This is a genomic window from Pseudomonas sp. Z1-29 (assembly GCF_051131995.1).
Taxonomy (GTDB): domain Bacteria; phylum Pseudomonadota; class Gammaproteobacteria; order Pseudomonadales; family Pseudomonadaceae; genus Aquipseudomonas.
Window position 1 is genome coordinate 902125 of the sequence record NZ_CP071645.1, and the last position, 21143, is coordinate 923267.

The 21143-nt window shown below is 56.0% G+C and carries 11 protein-coding genes; 7 read left to right on the forward strand and 4 right to left on the reverse strand.

Annotated features, from left to right (window positions below):
* The first annotated feature begins 422 nt into the window (after positions 1 to 422).
* Positions 423 to 6698, forward strand: a complete 6276-nt coding sequence (locus J3P84_RS04270) for a Tc toxin subunit A (RefSeq protein ID WP_434628084.1) — start codon at positions 423 to 425, stop codon at positions 6696 to 6698.
* Complete coding sequence (locus J3P84_RS04275; protein WP_434628087.1) at positions 6695 to 11251, forward strand: neuraminidase-like domain-containing protein; 4557 nt, start codon at positions 6695 to 6697, stop codon at positions 11249 to 11251. Before J3P84_RS04270 ends, J3P84_RS04275 begins: the two co-directional genes overlap by 4 nt.
* 131 nt (positions 11252 to 11382) lie before the next feature.
* Here the strand turns inward: J3P84_RS04275 and J3P84_RS04280 are convergent, their stop codons facing one another.
* Positions 11383 to 12621 (reverse strand): MFS transporter, encoded by a 1239-nt coding sequence (locus J3P84_RS04280; RefSeq protein WP_434628090.1) that lies wholly within the window; start codon positions 12619 to 12621, stop codon positions 11383 to 11385.
* Between the two features lie 497 nt (positions 12622 to 13118).
* Here J3P84_RS04280 and J3P84_RS04285 point away from each other — a divergent pair, with 497 nt between their 5' ends.
* Genes J3P84_RS04285 through J3P84_RS04295 form a run of 3 tightly spaced genes read left to right on the forward strand, consistent with a single transcriptional unit; the run spans position 13119 to position 15755 of the window.
* The gene (locus J3P84_RS04285) at positions 13119 to 14558 is read left to right on the forward strand and encodes a cytochrome ubiquinol oxidase subunit I (RefSeq protein WP_434628093.1); all 1440 of its coding nucleotides are present in this window, start codon (positions 13119 to 13121) and stop codon (positions 14556 to 14558) included.
* A gap of 3 nt (positions 14559 to 14561) precedes the next feature.
* Positions 14562 to 15569: a cytochrome d ubiquinol oxidase subunit II gene (gene cydB / locus J3P84_RS04290; protein WP_434571683.1), complete on the forward strand. Its 1008-nt coding sequence runs from the start codon at positions 14562 to 14564 to the stop codon at positions 15567 to 15569.
* Positions 15570 to 15590: 21 nt separating this feature from the next.
* Complete coding sequence (locus J3P84_RS04295) at positions 15591 to 15755, forward strand: DUF2474 domain-containing protein (protein WP_434605841.1); 165 nt, start codon at positions 15591 to 15593, stop codon at positions 15753 to 15755.
* A gap of 23 nt (positions 15756 to 15778) precedes the next feature.
* Here J3P84_RS04295 and J3P84_RS04300 read toward each other — a convergent pair whose 3' ends face one another.
* Both J3P84_RS04300 and J3P84_RS04305 read right to left on the reverse strand, forming a co-directional pair.
* The gene (locus J3P84_RS04300; protein ID WP_434628096.1) at positions 15779 to 16903 is read right to left on the reverse strand and encodes a methyltransferase; all 1125 of its coding nucleotides are present in this window, start codon (positions 16901 to 16903) and stop codon (positions 15779 to 15781) included.
* Between the two features lie 181 nt (positions 16904 to 17084).
* Entirely contained in the window at positions 17085 to 17798 is a 714-nt protein-coding gene (locus tag J3P84_RS04305; protein ID WP_434628099.1) for an autoinducer binding domain-containing protein, read from the reverse strand.
* Between the two features lie 285 nt (positions 17799 to 18083).
* On the opposite strand from J3P84_RS04305, the gene J3P84_RS04310 reads away from it, so the two are divergent.
* Positions 18084 to 18860, forward strand: coding sequence for a ferredoxin--NADP reductase (locus J3P84_RS04310; protein WP_434628102.1), 777 nt, complete (start codon positions 18084 to 18086; stop codon positions 18858 to 18860).
* A 44-nt stretch (positions 18861 to 18904) separates the two neighbouring features.
* Here J3P84_RS04310 and mscL read toward each other — a convergent pair whose 3' ends face one another.
* Positions 18905 to 19318 carry a large-conductance mechanosensitive channel protein MscL gene (gene mscL / locus J3P84_RS04315; protein ID WP_434571690.1) on the reverse strand — a complete coding sequence of 138 codons (414 nt, stop codon included), beginning with the start codon at positions 19316 to 19318 and terminating at the stop codon, positions 18905 to 18907.
* A 283-nt stretch (positions 19319 to 19601) separates the two neighbouring features.
* On the opposite strand from mscL, the gene katB reads away from it, so the two are divergent.
* Positions 19602 to 21143 carry a catalase KatB gene (gene katB, locus J3P84_RS04320; RefSeq protein WP_434628105.1) on the forward strand — a complete coding sequence of 514 codons (1542 nt, stop codon included), beginning with the start codon at positions 19602 to 19604 and terminating at the stop codon, positions 21141 to 21143.

Here is a 21143-nt window from a genome sequence, read left to right on the forward strand (position 1 = left end):
AGACAGGTATGTAAGAAGGGGGGGTGGTAGTTGTAGGAAACGAGCTCGTTTATATAAAAAACGGAATCAAAATTGCACATCTTTGATGGCTCAAGTGGATCGCTGTCGTGAGCGTAGACCCCGCTGACCACTTGCGCCAATGGCCAGGACACCCTTCACAAAACTATTCACAGCTCAAGTCCCGCCGCCTCCTTGATCCTCACCTGGAGGAAAACCGATGAACGGAAAACGTATTTAAAAACAATCACATCCCGTCCATAAACGCTCTTTTACTCACCTTTTAAAGCCCCTACCTGTCAGTTCTGACAGCTGACGGCCTCGGCCTTCTACGCGCATAACCCTTCAACCGGGGGATCACCCACCGCATCAACCCGACATCCCCGGGACAACCTCTATCCAGCGTCTCCCCAATGAGGCAGGTCATGAAGAAAGGTAAAGCCACTCCCAAAAACAAAGCCGAGCCCAAAGCGCCAATAAACCTCATGGCTCGGCTGGATGCCCCTGAACAGCGTCAGCAGTTACTGAACACCGCGTTTCCGACCGTCTTCAACATGGCCGCCCAATCGGTGCAGCAGGTATTGGCCGTCGATCCGACTATGCATATCACCGAAGCCCGTCCCTTGCTGGAGCAAGCCAAAGCACTGACCGTCAGCAATGCCCGGCTATTTCGCGAGCAACGCCTGAGCGCCGGCGTGCGCACCGCTTATGCTCAAGAGCCCGGTATTCAGGGGCTGATCCCCGGATCGCCCACCTACACCCACATGTTCACCCCTGATTGGGCCGCACAATGCCCGCCGGGGGCCATCGAAGCCACCACCTCACCCATTGCTTACCTGACGGATCTGTACCGGGAAGCAGAGGACATCGAAAAAAACGCCACCCCCGGTCGGAACATCCCCTTAGCCACTCGCCGCCCCGACCTGGCGAACCTGGAACTCAACCACACCACGCTGAACAAGGTTGAACCCACGTTGGTGCTGGTCAACGAAATCCTCGAAACCTCGATCCGCAAGCACCTGAATGACCACAGCGAGGGCGATACGCTGGTCGACGACGCGCTGCTAAAAACCCGCTACCCGCACACGCTGCCCTATGAACGCTACCAGCAGCAGATCAACCATGTACTGGGCACAAAGCAGCGCTCACTGGGCGACGCGGTTCGCTGCATCGACCGCCAATACCCCTATTTCAAAGAGGTGGGGGGCCGCTCGCCACACTCCGACGATGCCCTGCAACTGGACACAGGCTTTGGTCCCGAGCAACAAAGGTTACTGCTCGAAGCTCCCTACTTTGGTGAAGACACGGCAAACAACATCTTCGCATTCTTCCAAACCAATTATGGCGTGCAGGACTACACCCGACTGCTGAATACCCAAACTTTCTGCCTGCACACCGGGCTGAGCACCGACGAGCTGGACTCGCTACTGTCTACCGGGCCTTATGCCCCGACGCAATCGCCTAACACTGCCCAGGCATCCAGTCTGGACGGTGCTCTGTTTGGCTCGGTGTATATCAATGCCGGACAAAACGATACAACTCCAGCCATCGCCATTGAGCCCCAGTACAAAGAGGACGATGGCACAACCAGGCGGGTCATCGACTACTACAAACTGATCAATATCTCGTTCGACAGGTTCGACCGCATCAACCGCATGATCCGCCTGGCGCGCTGGTTGGGCTTGCCGTTCGATCAGGTGGATCGCCTGCTGCTCGCCTCGTTTGCCGCCCAACAGCAGAGTGAGACCCGGACATTCACCGCCGCGACCTTGCAGATCACCCCGGATACCCTGCGCTCACTGGGGTTGTTCCAGCGCTTGCGGGCCACGTACAACGTCACCGCGGACGACTTTGCCGCCCTGCTCGACGGCTTGGCCACCGTGGGTCGCGGCAAAGAGCTGTCGCAGTTCGACCGGGTGTTCAACAGTCAGGCGCTGTTCCCGACCCCGTTCAAGCTTGACGATAGCGAGTTCGAAATCATCCCGACAAAAGACACCGACATCCAGAAAATCGACCAGCTGTGCGCGGCGCTGGGCATGAGTTACGAAAGCTTCCGCTTCACCGCCAAACTGATCAAACAAAGCCTGGACGGCGTAGAACCCGAAGCGTTCAAGCAACAAAAGGAAGCGCTGACGAGCCCGAAACTGAAATGGTCCAACGTAGTGATCTCGGCGTTTTACCGGATGGCTCGCTTGCCGCGCTACCTGGGTTTAAGCACCATCGAAGCACTGGCACTCCTGGAGCTGCTGGACAAGGGCGGCAGCAAACTGGTGTCGCAACTGGCGGGGCGCACCAGCGTCAGCCTGAGCGCTGGCGCCACCAGCAGCGACACCCTGAGTGCCCTTCACGCACTGGTTGATTTCAGCACCTGGCTCAACGACAACCAATGGACGGTGAGCATGATCTGCCGGACGTTGCTGCCCGGCCAGTCGCGCAGTATCGCCAGCGAGGTCGAAAACAACGTTATCCGACATATTTACCAAGGGTTGGAAGCGACGCTGATCACTGCGAGCGCCTTTGCTGAGGCCGCGATTCCTATGCCGCCACCGGCGGAGGCGCCCAATACCCGTAAAACAAAGCAAGCCCATGGCAAAAGCGCAGCGATTGACTGGTTCACAATCCTGAAGGCGTTTATCGATGATGGATCGGAAACAGGGGGCAAAAAAGGCCTGATCCTTCATCTAGGTGTAGACGAACAACAGTTTGAGGCGAAATTAAGCTGCGCTATAGATGCAGCCTTGCCTCAGGAGGACCCCGATCGCCTCACGCTACATGAAAAATTGCTCACCATCATCCTGCGAAGCCGCGACGCGCAAGAAGCGTTGATTCTGGAAGGGCTGGCCCTTTACCTGGCCGTGCCTGCTCACCTCGCCAGAAGCTTGATGCAGTGGGCCAGTGGCAATCGTTACCTGATACTCAAAGATGTACTGCAGTATTCAGCTGCGACTGATACGCCGGTCAGTCATGTGTTCCTGCCGTTACTAAGCACACTGGTGAACCTGGCTACGGTGACCGACCATCTGAAACTGAGCCCGACCTTGATTGACCTGCTGGCAGACAAGCCCGCCTGGTTTGGCCTGCCCGATTCTGCCCTTACCTTGAACTGCCTGTATATCCTCACCCAGTACACCCGAATCCTCAGCCTGAGTGAGCAAAGTGAAGACGCGCTGCTCAACTACTTTCATCTGATCAATAACGCTTGGCCAACCGCCAGGATGGGCGACAAACCCTTATACCGCGACAGTAGCGCCAACAAGCTGGCCACCTTCCTGCAATGGGGGGCGCGCGAAGTATTGGCGACAGGTTTTCACCTACATCCTGCAGGGGTACCTGAACCTCAAACGAAAAAAACCAGGGCCAGGCGCACACTTGAACCTGATGGACTCCCGATACCCGGGGTGATCATTACCCTGCCAGAACTGGATGTGGTGGTCAGGATCGCTCAAATGTGCCGACTCATCGGCCTGGATGCCAAGGCCTTGCTCGACTTGGGCAACCTCACCTTCGCCAGCACGACCCAGGCCTACCGTCGCGCTGCCGAACAAGCCTTGAGCTGCCTGGTTGAAGGGCTGGCCAACAAACCAAGCGGTGAAGTGGGTCAGAGCACGACCACAGCCATTACCGTTGTGGACGATTACCTGGTTGCCAACATGCCAACCAGCCATCTGGCGGTTCTGACGCTCACGCTCAAAGACTATATGGATCAGGTCATGCCCGAAACGACCGTCACCTGGCGCACTAACCTTGGCCGATTACTGACCATGGAGGAGGAGGGTGCCGAGGCTGATCCAACCGATCCGGGGGATTCATCGGAGAATACGGGTGAACTCACACTCACCACTGATGAGAATGGCCTATGTCGGGTCAGACTCAAAAGCGGCAAGATCATGGGCATGGCCCGTGTAACCGCGCATTACGGCCTGGACAGCGAAGCCTTGGCGCCCAGTATCACGATTGATTGCGATGAGGGCAGTATCGTTTTCAATGAGTACGCACCCAAAGAACTTCAACCGGTTCGCTCGAACAATGAAGGGGCTATTACCTTCAGCGTTAAACTTGAAGACGGTTACGGAAACCTCGTCATTAATCGCATGGTTGAGTGGAGTACCACGATTGGCGAGTTTCAGGGTTTCAACCCGCGCACCAATCATCACGGCATCAGCAGCGTGACGTTGCGCAGCCGATCTCACGGAGAAGGTGATGTGATTGCAGAGTACAAGAACAGAACAGGAGTAGTCCCTGCTAAACAAATGTTTGAATCTGTAATCTTCACCCGCCACCCTTACTTTCAATATGTACGCTTTGACGACTTCGTGATGCAGTATATGGACGAGGGCCTCAGTTGCCGGTTGGTGGAGCTTAATGGTGACCCTCTAGTGGACAAAACCATCACTTGGGCGACCAACAAAGGCACCCTCACGGGCTCCCCCAGCAAGACCGATAACAATGGGGTGACAACCGCCCGTTTCACACACGACGTTAAAGAAGATGTGAAGATCACCGTCAGTACCGACGTCATGCCTGGCGTAGAAGCAATAGCTGACAAGTCGATCGTTGCCTATGTTAATCCACCGCCCGTCATCAAACGCCATAGCCAGTCAGGCAGCGAGATGGTCATGGGCACCGAAGACCTGACGTTTAATATCTGGCTGGAGAGCGAGGGTAAACCTGCGCGGTATGTGGATATAACCTGGACGGTGCTGAGGGTCGACCCCAGTGGGGAAGAAAAAACTGTAGAAAAAGAGAGCAACGTGGAGGGCATGTCCAGCTTTAGTTATGGTGACTTTAAAGTGGGGGCCTACAAGGTCATTGCGACAGTCAACAATACGCCCGCATCCCATGCGTTTGAAGTGAGCTGTAAAAAACCAGATGTGTCGAACCCCATCCCTGGCAGCCTGTACACGCACACACTCGGCACGCCCGCTGTTGAATTCTCAATGGACCTTGAAGTATTAGACTTCGTTATCCCGGACATTGGGATTAACTGGTTCATTAACGGCGTCCTGATGGGAAACAGCAGAACCGATTTGAACCAACAGATCGAATCCCCAGGGACCATTAAAGTAGCCTTTGACCTCAGTAAGTTTCCGGTAGGGCCTTCGACGGTGACAGCCGTTATCGAAGGGACTGATGCGGTGCTCCATACGTTCAACGTTAACGGCATCACTAGAGTTATAACATACACGCCAGATACCGACCCAGTATTTTATGTTGTTGGCAAGGGGGACTTGGCGTTTAATATTGAGCTCGAGAATGGCAACACGCTTGATCCTGAAGTTTGTATAAACTGGAAAGTTGGTAGCCATCAAAAGCAATTGGAAGAAACTGCTAACGGCGTATCAAATTTTTGTTATGGCAGCTTTGACGAGAGTGTCGAAACGACTGTTGTTGCAATGGTCGAGGGCGCGACCCCCCCAATTGAGAAAGTTTTCAACGTAAAAGCTGTTAATCCTAAGATAACCAATCACTCCCCGCTGGATATAAATTACATTGTAGACAGTACGCCCAGAGTGAGTTTTTGGTTGGAACTTACGGATGCTACAATCCCCACACAAGGTTATAACGTCGAATGGGCCGTGGAAGGAAAACCCAGTGAAATCATAGCAACAGACTCGAGTGGTCGCTCCGCTTTAAAAGATCAAGCTTTTGCGCTCGGAATAACAAAAGTCACAGCTAGAATAATACTAACAGGCGAATTCATTGAGTACTCAGTAAATACTCATAAAGTCGTAGTTTCCGCCACTTCTAGTAAAAACATTGACTATCTCCTAGGGGACGTCCTTCCTGTTTTGTATATCAAATTGGCAGGGGAAGATTCCTCGGGCACTTTCCCAGCAGAGGGCGTTCCGGTCACATGGAAAATTTCTGGAAAACCCGACAAAGTAATCCATACAATTGCCGACGGGATATCCGGTTTTAGCCCAACTACTATAGATGGCACTACAACGTCCATTACAGCTCACGTTCCAGGTTTAATGGAGTTCATCACATTCAATGTTAATGTTAAGTACTTCAGCATAACTACAATAAATACTTCGAATGAGAAAAACACTAAAGATAATTTTTTGTCACGAGGCACTTCGTATACACTTGTTGTGCATGCTAAAAATAGTAGTGGCACTCCCATAGAGGGCATCGAATTTTCCCTGAGAAGTTCCCTCTCCAGCGAGGTCCTATCAAGAAATGGGATTGAAATTACCGGGCTTGAAAGCACGTATAACTCAACGGTTTTGGGTACAAATATTAATGTCAAACTCCAATATCTACAGGGTTCTGAATTCGATTCGTCACTAGCCCCACTGCTAACCCTCATTATTGATAGGCCAACGCGCCAAGCGGTTAAGTCTTTCGATTTTACGCTAGGATATTTGCTTGTTGTAAAGGACTATATTCAAAGCCAAAACCCTAAAAAGATACAGATAATCCTCCGAGTAATTAACTCTTGGGTGGGCTTGCGGGACGCTAAAGATCTGAGGATTGATGGTGTGGAACTTTCTATACTTGCTCACTCAGGTGGTAATCGCTTAAATTTTTCTTTTAATGGTACTTTCAGTGCTGTGCATGAAATATCAACAGCAATACCTATCGGAACGAAATCAATTCTATTCTCCCGAGCAGGCCCCAACAGAACATACGTTGTAGCGTACCATGATAACTTGGATTTCAGGAATGCGTTAATCAATTCAGGTGACGACGAATGAACACTTCAATCATCCCCGAACTCGAAGAACAACGCCGTGACGCGTTGGTGGCTTATTACTTGGGCCAGGTGGTGCCGTCGTCACCGGCGACCGCCAAGTGGGGAATTACCACCCCGGAGGATCTTTATGAGTATTTATTGATTGATAACCAGGTCTGTGCCCAAGTCGACACCAGCCGGATCGCGCAAGGGATTGCCAGTATTCAGCAATATATTCATGCCATTTATAACGGCATGGAGCCGGGCTACGATGTGCCTATCGCTGATGCGCAACGGGAACTCTGGCGCAACGGGTTAAGCGAGTACAGCGTATGGGCCGGCTATCAAATGATCCAGGATTACCCGGAGAACTACATCGACCCGACTTTACGGCTAGGTAAAACCAGCCAGTTTCAAACACTGGAAATGGCGCTGGGTCAAAGCCGCCTTACCCACGACAGCGTCCAAACCGCGCTCAAAAACTACCTCACGGAATTTGAGGTGGTCAGTAACCTTAATGTTGTGTCCGGCTATATCGACGGCACTGACTTTGCCCATGCCGACTATTACTTTATTGGCAGGCAAACCGTAGAGCCGTTTTCCCACTACTGGCGCAAGGCGGCGATAGACCTGGTCCCCGGTTCGACCCGCGTGCCCCCAAGCGCCTGGAGTGAGTGGAAAAAAATTGATGTCTTGTTCGAGGCCAAGGTCACTCATGTGCGGGGTGTCGTGGTGGATGGACGCTTGCATCTGGTCTGGGTTGAAAACGGCCAGCCTGTTTACGGCGACGACGGTAAGAAGAATGGTTGTTTTACCTACTCGATAAAAATGGCCTATAAACAACTGAATGACATGTGGTCTCCTGCCACCACCCTGTTTACAGAGAACTCAGGGACCGGGACACTCAGCACGCATTGTTTGACTGCCGTCATGGACACCCGCGCCGCCACAGGCCCGCGCCTTGTTATTTGCCTGCAAGATGGGGAGAACCCAGATAATAACCCGCGCTGGGTACAAGCCTATGACAAATTTTTTATGCCTGCGATGGATTTGTCAGAAAAAGACGCCCTTTATGCTCTTGCAAAAAAAATGCATGCCACTGGTAAAAACACACTGCAATTTCCATTTGAAGGGACTGGAGATGGAACAAAAAACGGGCGTGAAATCGACAGCATAAAATGGACCCGAGCACACTCCGAAAACCACATCCCTGAGTTTGGCCTCAACCAATCACTGGAACTTGAAGCGCATCTATCAGGCACCGGCACAGCAATTGATTTTATGCGCATACAAGGCAGATGTAGTGAATCAAGGCTGGCGAGATATTACCTTAACATTGATCTCGAAGGCCATGTGTCGAACACTACCATGATGGGCATCAAATACAGCACAGTACAGACAAATATTCGTACAATACCAGGGATCGATTTTTCTCTTGGAGGCTGGAGCTCGTTGTACACAAACAGCTCAACAATACCAAGCTTAACTGCCAGTTTCGCTCATAACGGTAAACTAATCGGGACGGCTTCATTTGAAAAAAATGAAACATTGAACTACGAAGGTAATTATGCTTATTCGGCCTCAACAGTACTTCAATTCGATATCAATACCCCTCTAGGGCCCGAGGCTATACATTCAGGCGCAGGCTTTGTCGTTCTTATATTTCCCCCTGACGTGTTGCCCTATGCATTTCAGCCTGCGTCAAACTCCAATTCAATTGTTAAGCGCTCTGCCACCCTGACCCGTCCATTTAAAATACATCCCTACACCGAGGAAGGCGACACTGACTGGACAGGGTACTTGGCATTTAATGGTGCAGCACAAACACCCGAAGTCACGTTCAAGCTCCCGCGCGACACCTTATTCGTCAATATAGGATTCGGTGATGCCGGGAGGGACACTTCTGCAGTGGGCTACAACTACTTCACTATTACACTTGCGCCAGTACTGCGCGCAGCCCCATGTCTAATCACAGAGCCAACAGGCGGACAATTTCTTGACTTGAGTCCCCTGAATTTATTACCAGCACCTTTCGTACGCTTAAACAGCCTGTTTGCCAAAGAGTTTGCCCAAAAGGCCCAACTCTCACTGGAAAACGTCCTCAGCTGGGAGACTCAACACACGCCCGAACCGCCCGTGCCTTACGGTTACACTTGGCCACCGCTCGATTTCCATGGCGCCAACGGCCGTTACTTATGGGAAGTTTTCTTCCACACCCCGCATTTGATTGCTCATCGGCTGCACACTGAGTTTGACTATTCCGGGGCTGAAGACTGGTTGCATTATATGTTCAACCCCATGGCACGCATTCGTCCGCTGTGCCCTCCCCCTCCTGCAAACTATGAATACTGGGCCACTCGCCCCTTGGCAGAAGCGGGTGATATCAGCCAGGAACTTGAGAACCCCCGCGACCCGGACGCCATTGGTTACAGCAACCCGGAGCATTACCGCAAAACCATTTTCACGTTTTACATCAATAACCTGATTGCCCGGGGCGATATGCTGTACCGGCAATTGACCCGCGACACCCTCAACGAGGCCAAGCTGCATTATGTGCGCGCGCTGTCGTTGCTCGGGCCGCTGTCCAAAGGCCGTAGCATCAGCCATTGGACCCCCCGAACACTGGAAGAAGCCGCTACGCCCAGCGACGATGTTTTTGCTGCCTTCGAGTCACTGCAACTCATGGCCTCGCCCGTCAATGTACCGCGCAAGGTGAATGGCGTGCCCTGGTTGCGCCTGCTGGATGCGCCCCACTTCCGTTTGCCGGTCAACACCGCGCTACTGGACCTGTGGGACCGGCTGGACCTGCGGCTGAGCAACTTGCGGCATAACCTGACGCTGGATGGCAAACCCCTGAATCTGGCGCTGTATGAACCCGCCGCCAACCCTAAAGATTTGCTGCGGGCACAATTGGCAGGCGGCGGCAGTGCGCAACGCCGTTTAGGCGCGCTGGCGAACGTCCCGCCGTACCGTTTCCGGGCGATGCTGCCGCGGGTGCAAAACGCCGTCGAAACCCTGATACGCTTTGGCGACCAGGTGCGCGGTTACATGGAACAACGTGACCGCGCCACTCAGGAAGAGCTGCAACAGTCCCATGTGCTGGAACTGTCGAGCTATACCGAAGCGCTTCAGGAACAAGCCATCGAGCAATCGCGTAAATCCATGGAGCTGCTGGAGGGGAGCCGCGCCAAGATTGAATCGCGGCTTAACTATTACAATCGGCTTGTGAAAGAGGACGTCAGCGCAAAAGAGAAGGAGGTCATCGAGAGCCATTTAAGCGCCAACCAGCTCAATACAGCCGCCTCAGCCGCCACATTGGTAGGGCACATGCTCAATCTCGCACCTCATACATTCGGACTGGCTACGGGCGGCATGCACTGGGGGGGACCTGCCTTCGCCATCTCCGCGGGTTACCAACTGGCCGCCACGAATGCGTTGGTGGATACCGACAGCTTGACCATGAACGAGCAGTACCGTCGCCGCCGTGAAGAGTGGCAGTTCATGATTGAACAATCCGAAGCCGAGATGGAGGAACTCAGCCTGCAGATCAACGTTCAAAAAGTCGCGACCAAGGCCGCCGAAACAAGCCTGGCCCAGGCCAAAAAAGCTTCTGTTCAAGCTCAGGAGTATTTCACTTTCCTGAAAAACCGGGCCACGGGCCCTGCGTTGTACCAGTGGTTGCTGAGCCAGATGTCGACCTTTTACTTCCAGGCCTACGATGTGGTGCTGTCCCTTTGCCTCAACACCCAGGACTGCTGGAAGTATGAAATCGGCGACCGCGACGCCAACTTCATCCCCACCAACGCCTGGGCCGACAACCGCTTCGGGCTCACGGCCGGCGAAAACCTGAAGCTGGGCTTGCTGCGCATGGAAGCGGCCTTCCTCACTCGCCATGAGCGGCGCCTTGAGCTGACCAAAACCGTCTCGTTGCGTTCGTTGCTCGACAAAACTACCGACGCGGACTGGAAAGCCGTCATCGAAAATCTGAAGGGTGAAGGTAAGGGCAATCTCCTGTTCGACCTCAAAGCCTCAACCTTCGACAAGGATTATCCCGGCCATTACCTGCGTCAGCTGGTCAGCGTGTCGGTGTCGATACCGGGGTTGCTTGGCCCTTATCAGGACCTCAAGATCATACTCACGCAACAAACCAGCAGTACGCTGATGGCAGCGAAAATCGAGGGGGCCAAGTACCTCTATAAAACATCGAACGACCTGCCTGATGAGGAGGGCGGTGAATCTGCAGACATCATCTTCAACCCCCGCGCTTACCAGCAAATCGGCATCTCTCAGGGCGTGGATGATCGAGGCCTGATCAGCATGGACTTTGGCGACGAGCGCTACTATCCGTTCGAGGGGACCGGCGCGATTTCCAGTTGGGTGCTGAACTTTCCGAGACACGACTCGCCTGCCCAGCAGGCAATCCTCGACTCGATCAACGACATCATCGTGCACGTGCGCTATCTGGCGAAGGAGGGCGACAATGGCTTGCGGGACGCGGTAGAGGCCTTGGTGAGGGAGGTGGAGGGAAAGGGAAAAACAGTGCCCCCGCCAGACCCTGAACGTCGACTGAACTGATCCTTACCCGCGGTATAAACCGGGCACCTGTATAGGTGCCCGTTTTTTACCCGCTAGTCTTGGCGTTGGGAAAGATGCTGCCATCCACCATCAGATGTGAAAAGGTCAGCGACTCCTAACGCGATGCGCCGCTAGCCTTTCGTTTCGGCAACCGGTTCGTGCATGCGGTCGCGGTTGGCCAGGGTCGGGAACAGTTTGATCCAGGCCCCGGTCACCAGCAGCGTGCCGACGCCGCCCATGACCACCGCTGGCACCGTGCCGAACCAGTGGGCGGTCAGGCCGGATTCGAATTCGCCCAGCTGGTTCGAGGCGCCGATGAACAGGCCGTTCACGGCGCTGACCCGGCCACGCATTTCGTCCGGCGTTTCCAATTGCACGAAAGAGGCGCGGATGACCATGCTGATCATGTCCGCCGCGCCCAGCACCACCAGTACCGCCAAGGAAAACCAGAACGAAGTGGAGAGGCCGAAGGCGATCGTGGCGACGCCGAACACGCCCACCGCCGTGAACATCACCCGGCCAACCTTGCGCTCGACGGCAAACCGCGCCAGCCACAACGACATCAGCAAGGCACCGACCGCCGGTGCCGAGCGCAACAGGCCCAGGCCCCAGGGGCCGGTGAGCAGGATGTCCTTGGCGAATACCGGCAGCAGCGCCGTTGCGCCCCCCAGCAATACCGCGAACAGGTCCAGGGAAATCGCCCCGAGAATATCCTGCCGGCTGCGGATGAAGCGGATACCCGCCAGCAGCGAATCCAGGGTCGCCTTGCCTTTGTTCAACGGCGTCTGCCGCGCGGGCAGGTTGAGCATCAGGCCGCAGGCGATGAGGTAGAGCAGCACGGTTGGCCCGTAGACCCAGACGCTGCCGAAGGCGTACAGCAAACCGCCCAGCGCGGGTGCGACGATGGTCGCCGATTGCTGTGCCGACTGCGCAGCGGCCACGGCGCGGGGAAACAGCGCGGAAGGCACGATGCTCGGCAGCAGCGCCTGGGTCGTCGGCATTTCGAAGGAGCGGGCCGCGCCCAGCAGGAACGCCAGGATGAAGATCATCTCGCGCGTAACATTATCGGTGGCGCTGCCGATCACCAGCGCCACGGCAATCGTCGCCTGCAGGGATTGGCAGATGGCCGCGACCTTGCGCCGGTCATACCGATCGGCCACATGCCCGGTGTGCAGCATGAACAGCACCCGCGGTGCGAACTCGACCAGCCCTACGAGACCCAGGTCCAAGACGTTGCCGGTCAGTTGATAGAGGTTCCAGCCAATGGCCACGGTGAGCATCTGGAAGCCGCTCGCCGTGAAGATCCGGGCCAGCCAGAAGGCGATGAAAGGTCGGTGGTGACGGAGCAGCAAGGGCGCTTGGCTGGGCATCTATGACGGGTCCGGTGACGTGAAGAGCGAGATTATCACCGAGCTGTAACTGGAAGTTGCGGCGGCTGGAAAAATAGTTAGCCAGACATCAATTCAAATTGATGCGGGCTATTGTGGCGAGGGAGCTTGCTCCCGCTCGGTTGCGCAGCGAGCGCAAAATCCCGGGGCCGCTGCGCAGCCCAGCGGGAGCAAGCTCCCTCGCCACGGGGACAGCATGTGTTTGGAAGCGATGCCGTGGGGCAGCTTTGGGGCCCTGAGACAACCTGTCACGCGACAAAAGACCACGCCATCCATCGGCAAATATGGGTCTACTCTTTGAACATTGCTTGATCCAGATCAATGCCCGCAAAGGCGTTGCGCTGGGGCCACCCGGCCAGAATCCTGCGTTGTGACGGTTCTAAAAAAAGAACGATTTGAAAAACATCACACTCCATATCCCCAGGGAGCTGTGATGCAAGCCCCGCCCGCAGCCGGTTTTACCTGACAGAGGAAGACTTATGTTCGGTTTGGAGGCGCTCGATCTCGCCCGAATCCAGTTCGCATTCACCATCTCGTTCCACATCCTGTTCCCGGCCATCACCATTGGCCTGGCGAGTTACCTGGCGGTGCTCGAAGGGCTGTGGCTGAAGACGCGTGACGACACCTACCGCGACCTGTACCACTTCTGGTCGAAGATATTTGCCGTCAACTTCGGCATGGGCGTGGTGTCCGGGCTGGTCATGGCCTATCAATTCGGCACCAACTGGAGCCGCTTTTCGGACTTCGCCGGTGCGGTCACCGGGCCGTTGCTGACCTATGAGGTGCTCACCGCATTCTTCCTCGAGGCGGGTTTCCTCGGGGTCATGTTGTTCGGCTGGAACCGCGTCGGCAGGGGACTGCACTTCTTCTCCACGGTCATGGTGGCGATCGGCACCCTGATCTCGACTTTCTGGATTCTTTCCTCCAACAGCTGGATGCAGACTCCGCAGGGCTACGAAATCATCGATGGCCGGGTCATCCCGGTGGACTGGCTGTCGGTGGTGTTCAATCCCTCGTTCCCTTACCGCCTGTTGCACATGTCGGTCGCGGCATTTGTTGCCACGGCGTTCTTCGTCGGATCGTCGGCGGCCTGGCATTTGCTCCGTGGTCGCGACAATCCGGCCATTCGCCGGATGCTTTCCATGGCGATGTGGATGGCCCTGCTGGTGGCGCCGGTGCAAGCGGTCATTGGCGACTTCCACGGGCTCAACACGCTCAAGCACCAGCCGGCAAAAATCGCCGCGATCGAGGGGCATTGGGAAAACGTCGGCGACGAGCCCACTCCATTGATTCTGTTCGGCTGGCCGGACATGGAAGCCGAGGAAACCAAGTTTGCCGTTGAGATCCCTTACCTGGGCAGCCTGATCCTGACGCACTCGCTGACCGATCAAGTGCCGGCCCTGAAGGAGTTTCCGCCGGAGGACCGGCCGAATTCGACCATCGTGTTCTGGTCGTTCCGGGTCATGGTGGGCCTGGGGCTGCTGATGATTTTCACCGGCCTGTGCAGCCTCTGGCTGCGGCGTGGTGAACGGCTCTACCAATCCCGGCCATTTTTGCACCTGGTGCTGTGGATGGGACCGTCGGGCTTGATTGCGATTCTCGCGGGCTGGTTCACCACTGAAATCGGCCGCCAACCCTGGGTGGTCTACGGCCTGATGCGCACGGCGGATGCCTCGTCCGGCCACAGCTTTGCGCAAATGAGCTTCACCCTGATCATGTTCGTGGTGGTGTATTTCGCGCTGTTCGGTGCGGGCCTGAGCTACATGCTGCGCCTGGTGCGCAAGGGCCCAGTGGCTCACGAAGCCGAGCCGAGCGATGGCGGTCCGGGCCAGAAACGCACCCCGGCCCGTCCATTGTCGGCCGCCAACGAAGGCGACGACGAAGTGGACCACAACGACAGCTCGCACAAGGGGAATTGAGTCATGGGTATTGATCTTCCGCTGATCTGGGCCGTGGTCATCATCTTCGGCATCATGATGTACGTGATCATGGACGGCTTCGACCTGGGGATCGGCATTCTTTTCCCCTTCGTCAAGGGCGAACGCGACCGCGACGTGATGATGAATACCGTCGCGCCAGTCTGGGACGGTAACGAAACCTGGCTGGTGCTGGGCGGCGCCGGGCTGTTCGGGGCGTTTCCACTGGCCTATTCGGTGGTGCTCTCGGCGCTGTACCTGCCGCTGATCCTGATGCTCGTCGGCCTGATCTTCCGGGGCGTGGCATTCGAGTTCCGCTTCAAGGCCAAGGCCGAGAAGCGGCATTTGTGGGACAAGGCGTTCATCGGTGGTTCGCTGACGGCGACCTTTTTCCAGGGCGTGGCGCTGGGGGCATTCATCGACGGTTTCGAGGTGGTCAATCGCCAGTTTGCCGGTGGCTCCCTGGATTGGTTCACGCCATTTACGGTGTTCTGCGGCCTGGCGTTGATCGCCGCCTACGCTTTGCTCGGCTGTACCTGGCTGATCATGAAGACCGAAGGCAAGCTGCAAGAGCAGATGCACGACCTGGCCAGACCACTGGCATTCGTGGTGCTCGCCGTGATCGGCATCGTCAGCATCTGGACGCCGCTGGCTCACGCCGACATCGCGGCACGCTGGTTCACCCTGCCGAACCTGTTCTGGTTCCTGCCGGTGCCGATCCTGGTGCTCGTCACCATGTACGGCTTGTTCCGCGCCGTGGCCCGCAACGCCAACTACACGCCGTTCATCCTGACGCTGGTGTTGATCTTTCTTGGCTACAGTGGCCTCGGCATCAGCTTGTGGCCAAACATCGTGCCGCCATCCATTTCGATCTGGGACGCCGCGTCACCGCCTCAGAGCCAGGGCTTCATGCTGGTCGGCACGCTGTTCATCATTCCGTTGATCCTGGTGTACACCTTCTGGAGCTACTACGTGTTCCGCGGCAAGGTCACCCATGACGATGGCTACCATTGACCGACCTGCGAGGTGCCGAGAATGGCCAAGCCTGACTTGAAAGACATCGAAGCCGCTGAGAAAAAACCGTTGTGGCAGCGGCTCGGCTGGCTGGTGGCGATCTGGGCCGGGAGTGTGCTGGCGCTGTTCATCGTCGCCAGCCTGATGCGGATGTTCATGAACGCCGCCGGGCTGACGACTCATTGAGCGGACCGCACTGAATGCCAGGGCTACTTGCGGGCCTTGAGAATCACGAATTTTGGCGTGGCGGCGACCTGCTCGACTCCCCGGAACAACCGAGCCAGCTTGCTGTGGTAGCCCAGGTGCCGGTTGCCGACGATGTACAGCGCGCCGCCAACCACCAATGCCTCGCGGGCTTGCTGGAACATCCGCCAGGCGAGGAAATCGCCGACCACTTGCTGCTGATGGAAGGGTGGATTGCACAGCACCACATCCAAAGATTGCGGCGCTTGTCCGGCGAGTCCATCGCCGGCCCGCAGGGTCACCTCACGCTCGCCCAGGGCCGCTCGCCAGTTTTCAGCGGCCGATTGGACCGCCATATATGACTCATCCACCAACGTGTACTGGGCCTGCGGGTTGTGCAGGGCGCTGGTGATAGCCAGTACACCGTTGCCGCATCCCAGGTCCGCCACCCGCGCCGTGCCGAGGTTTTTTGGCAGGTGTGGCAAAAAGGCGCGCGTGCCGATATCCAGCCCTTCGCGACAGAATACGTTGGCGTGATTGAGTAACTCGATTTTCGGCTCATCCAGCCAATAGCGAGTGGGGTAGGGAGAGGCGGTGGTGGTCCTGGTTTTTGGCGTGGCAATCAACAGGCGGGCCTTCTTCACCGCCAACGAGGCCTGGACCGGGCCGATATAGCGCTCCAGCAGATCGCCAGCGGCCCGTGGCAGATGCTTGACCATCGCGGCGGCTATGACCTGAGCGCCTGGAGCCAGTTGCTCTTGCAGCCGGATCAATTGCTCTTCCAGCAGGGCCAGGGTCTTGGGTACTTTGATCAGGACACGGTCGAACGGCCCTGTCAGCGGTTCGCTGGCGGGCACGATCGGTACCGCATCGAAGGGCAAACCGTTGCGCGCCAGGTTTTTCTCCAATGCCTGTAGGGCAAGGAACGAGTCGCCGCTACTGGTGACCTTCACCTTGCCGGCCAAGCTCGCCGCCAGGGCCCCGAAGCCGTCATTGAGTACCAGAACCCGGATATCCACTCCCGGCTGCTGTTCGGCCAGGTACGCAAGCAGATATTCATCGGCTGCGTCGAATGCCTGCAGTGGTTCGTTCTGCTGTTCGGGTTGGCGGATCAGGTCGAGTTGGGCGAAGGGACTGTCTAGCAAGGGCATGGCGGGAACTCTGGCAAATCAACGAATGTCCCGCTGCCTGGGGGCAGGTGTCTCAGCGGGACCGCCTGAATGAACTGCGTTGCGTGCCTGGCACGTCATCATTCAAGTGGGACCGTAAATGGTACGTTTTTTTGCCGGGTAATACTCGTGGGTTTTTCAGCGGGCTGTTCTGCCTTGCTGATCAGATCACATGGATATGGGCCGCCTTGGCAACCGCCGAGATTTTGTTGGTCACGTTCAGTTTCCGCATGCAGCTGTTGACATGGAAATTCACGGTGCGCTCGGAAAGACAGAGGATCCTGCCGACTTCCGATGCCGTCTTGCCTTCGGCGGACCACCTCAATACTTCAATTTCCCTTGGCGACAAATGGACTGTCTGTGACGAAGGCTCGGCGTCGGACATTCGCCGGCCTGCCAGCGCATGCAACCGTTGGCTGGCGAAAATGGCATAGCCCAGGTTGCCATAATGCTCCTCGGGGTCGATGGGGCGTTGCATCCTGGCGAGACTGAACAGACTGTAATAGGTGCCCCGTTCCTCATGGACGGCTTGTGTCCAGCCATGGCTTAGCCCTTGGTGTTCAAGTGCTTGCCATAATTCGGGGACCTCGCAAAAAATATCTTCGCTCCAGAGAATTGGCAGCGATGATTGATTGCAGTGTGCCAGTATCGGGTCGTTCGCCGCATAACCGTTTTGTTTGTATAGCCTGTTCCATCCATAAGGGTAGTTGTTGATATTGATCCGATGCCTGTGTCTGTCCGCAAAAGTCGGGTAGGCGGCGAAGGCGCAGTATTCAAATCCTTGATAATTAAAGAAATTTTGTACGAGGCGATAGGCTTTTTGCAGGTCCTGCTCGCACGACAATTTCCTTAGTTGTAAATCCTTCCATGCATCCATGGCGTTCTCCTGGGTATCGTCCAGTGATGTGGATCCAATTGATGCTGCGAAAATTAGTGTAGGGTATTTCCTACGCTTCAGGCATTTTTTTATCGGCGTTAGTTGCTATTGAATTGACGATTTTCTATTACGGTTTTCGATACGTTAATTTGTTTTTGTATAACTTTGATGAAGGAATCCGCTGGGAAGATGTGTGATGTACGACCTAAGTATCATTACTGATCGTAAGTGGTTAACGTGCTTGGTTTACGGGACAATACGGTCCTCGTCCCATTGGAGAGGCTCATGACCGACAGCGCAGAAAAGTTTACCCGCCAAACCCTGATCGATGTGCAGCCCCTGACGCCTCACCTGTTTACCCTGCGTACCACCCGGGATCGCGGCTTTCGTTTCCGCGCCGGTCAGTTTGCCCGGCTGGGGGTGGTCAAGGCGGACGGCACGGCCGTCTGGCGGGCTTATTCCATGGTTTCTTCGCCGTTCGACGAGTTTCTCGAGTTTTTTTCCATCGTCGTGCCGGACGGTGAATTCACCAGCGAGCTCAGCCGCTTGAAGCCGGGTGACAGCTTGTTGGTCGAGCGCCAGGCCTTTGGTTACCTGACGCTGGACCGTTTCGTTGACGGTCGCGATTTGTGGCTGTTGTCCACCGGGACAGGGGTCGCCCCGTTTCTTTCTATCCTGCAGGACTTCGAGGTCTGGGAAAAATTCGAGCGGATCATCCTCGTTTACAGCGTCCGCGAGTCACCGGAATTGGCCTACCAGGCCTTGATCGACGCGTTGCCCCGGCGAGACTACCTCGTCGAATACGCCCATAAGTTTCGCTTCATTGCGACGGTTACCCGTGAACAACACCCTGGCGCCCTCAACGGACGCATCACCACACTGATCGAAAATGGCGAGCTGGAACAGGCCGCCGGTGTCGCGCTGACGCCAGAGCATTCGCGGGTCATGTTGTGCGGCAACCCGCAGATGATTGACGACACGCGCAAGTTGCTCAAGGCCAGGGGCTTGCAACTGAGCCTCACGCGGCGGCCCGGCCAGGTGGCGGTGGAAAATTACTGGTGAAAAAAATGGCGTCCGTGGGACGCCATTTTTGGGCCGGCGAATCCTCAAGGCCTCTCGTTCTGAGCCTTGAGCAGGTCGCGGATCTCGCTGAGCAATTGTTCTTCCTTGGTAGGAACAGGCGGCGCGCTCGGAGCGACGGCCTCCTCGCGCTTCAGGCGGTTGATGGCTTTGACGCCCATGAAAATGGCGAAAGCCACGATGATGAAATCCACTGTCGTCTGGATGAATTTGCCATAGGCGAGCACCACCGCTGGCGTATTTCCTTCGGCCGCCTTGAGCGTGATCGCCAGGTCACTGAAATCCACTCCGCCGATCAGCAGGCCGAGCGGCGGCATGACCACGTCGCCAACGAATGACGAAACGATTTTGCCAAAAGCAGCACCAATGATGATCCCAACGGCCATGTCGACGACATTGCCTTTGACCGCGAAGGCCTTGAACTCGCTTAGCACGCCCATGAGTTGTTCCTTGTGACAGATGAGGTTTATAGCCGCAGTGTAAGTCAGCTAAACGGGTCTTGCCTGACATGCATGCTTACAAAGCTTGCCAGTTATCGACCCAGGGCCTCGCAAAAAGTTTACAAAGTGCCACCAATCGCGCGTGATACGCGGTTCAGGGCCGATTCCCCATATTGTTTTTTCTATCAGGTCGGTACGGCATTTCTATTTAGGTTTCGGTTTGTCGAGCACTAGCCTCTGAAAGGCGCACATGGATGCGCTCTATAAATCAGAGGAAACTCACATGAACACTTCCCTTGGCCTTGGTGCTTTTTCCAACCGCCATACCCTTGTTGTGCTGACCGCCAGCCTGTTTTCCCTGTCCGTCAATGCCGCCACCCTGACCCGGGATAATGGCGCGGCAGTGGGCGACAACCAGAACTCCCAGACCGCCGGCCCCAACGGCCCGACCCTGCTGCAGGATGTGCAACTGATCCAGAAGCTCCAGCGTTTTGACCGTGAACGGATCCCCGAGCGTGTGGTGCATGCCCGTGGTACCGGTGCGCATGGCGAGTTTACGGTATCCAATGACCTGAGCGACCTGACCAAGGCCAAGGTATTCGCCGCCGGACAGGTCACGCCGGTGTTCGTCCGTTTTTCCGCCGTGGTGCATGGCAATCATTCGCCTGAGACGCTGCGTGATCCTCGAGGCTTCGCCACCAAGTTCTACACGGCCGATGGTAACTGGGACCTGGTCGGGAATAATTTCCCGACGTTCTTCATCCGTGATGCAATCAAGTTTCCCGACATGGTCCATGCGTTCAAGCCCGACCCGCGGACCAACCTGGACGATGATTCGCGTCGTTTCGATTTCTTTTCCCACGTACCGGAAGCCACCCGCACGCTGACCGAGCTGTATTCCAACTCCGGCACCCCGGCCAGTTATCGCGAAATGGACGGCAATGGCGTGCACGCTTACAAACTGATCAACGCCAAGGGCGATATCAGTTACGTGAAGTTTCATTGGAAAAGTTTGCAGGGGCTGAAAAACCTCGATCCAAAAGAAGTAGTGAAAGTGCAAGGGCAGGATTACAGCCATATGACGAATGATTTGGTCAGTCATATCAACAAGGGTGACTTTCCAAAGTGGGATCTGTACGTTCAGGTGCTCAAGCCGCAAGAGTTGTCGAAGTTCGATTTCGATCCGCTGGACGCCACCAAGATCTGGCCGGATGTGCCTGAGCGAAAAGTTGGGCAGATGGTGTTGAATCGTAATCCGGCGAATGTTTTCCAGGAAACCGAACAAGTCGCGATGGCCCCGGCCAATCTGGTCCCGGGTATCGAGCCTTCCGAGGATCGCCTGTTGCAGGGTCGGGTCTTCTCTTATGCCGATACGCAAATGTACCGGGTCGGGCCGAACGCGTTGCAGTTGCCCATCAACGCGCCCAAGGTCGCGGTAAACAATGGCAACCAGGACGGTGCGATGAATTTCGGCAGCACCAGCACTGGCGTGAACTACCAGCCGAGTCGCTTGATGCCGCGCGAAGAGCAACCTGCGGCGCGCTATAGCCAGGCAGCGCTGACCGGCAGCACCCAGCAAGCGAAAATCCAGCGCGAGCAGAACTTCAAGCAGGCGGGTGATCTGTACCGCTCGTTCAATCAGAAGGAGCGCAATGACTTGATCGAAAGCTTCGGTGGGTCATTGGCAACGACTGATGATGAGAGCAAGCACATCATCCTGTCGTATCTCTACAAGGCTGACCCCGAATACGGCACCGGCGTGGCTCGTGTCGCCAAAGGCGACCTGGCGCGGGTCAAGGCGCTGGCCGAGAAGCTGAGCGACTGA

Excerpts from the sequence above, each read along its gene's own strand:
- J3P84_RS04270 (WP_434628084.1), top strand. The coding sequence starts at position 423 with ATGAAGAAAGGTAAAGCCACTCCCAAAAACAAAGCCGAGCCCAAAGCG.
- J3P84_RS04275 (WP_434628087.1), top strand. The coding sequence starts at position 6,695 with ATGAACACTTCAATCATCCCCGAACTCGAAGAACAACGCCGTGACGCG.
- J3P84_RS04280 (WP_434628090.1), bottom strand. The coding sequence starts at position 12,621 with ATGCCCAGCCAAGCGCCCTTGCTGCTCCGTCACCACCGACCTTTCATC.
- J3P84_RS04285 (WP_434628093.1), top strand. The coding sequence starts at position 13,119 with ATGTTCGGTTTGGAGGCGCTCGATCTCGCCCGAATCCAGTTCGCATTC.
- cydB (WP_434571683.1), top strand. The coding sequence starts at position 14,562 with ATGGGTATTGATCTTCCGCTGATCTGGGCCGTGGTCATCATCTTCGGC.
- J3P84_RS04295 (WP_434605841.1), top strand. The coding sequence starts at position 15,591 with ATGGCCAAGCCTGACTTGAAAGACATCGAAGCCGCTGAGAAAAAACCG.
- J3P84_RS04300 (WP_434628096.1), bottom strand. The coding sequence starts at position 16,903 with ATGCCCTTGCTAGACAGTCCCTTCGCCCAACTCGACCTGATCCGCCAA.
- J3P84_RS04305 (WP_434628099.1), bottom strand. The coding sequence starts at position 17,798 with ATGGATGCATGGAAGGATTTACAACTAAGGAAATTGTCGTGCGAGCAG.
- J3P84_RS04310 (WP_434628102.1), top strand. The coding sequence starts at position 18,084 with ATGACCGACAGCGCAGAAAAGTTTACCCGCCAAACCCTGATCGATGTG.
- mscL (WP_434571690.1), bottom strand. The coding sequence starts at position 19,318 with ATGGGCGTGCTAAGCGAGTTCAAGGCCTTCGCGGTCAAAGGCAATGTC.
- katB (WP_434628105.1), top strand. The coding sequence starts at position 19,602 with ATGAACACTTCCCTTGGCCTTGGTGCTTTTTCCAACCGCCATACCCTT.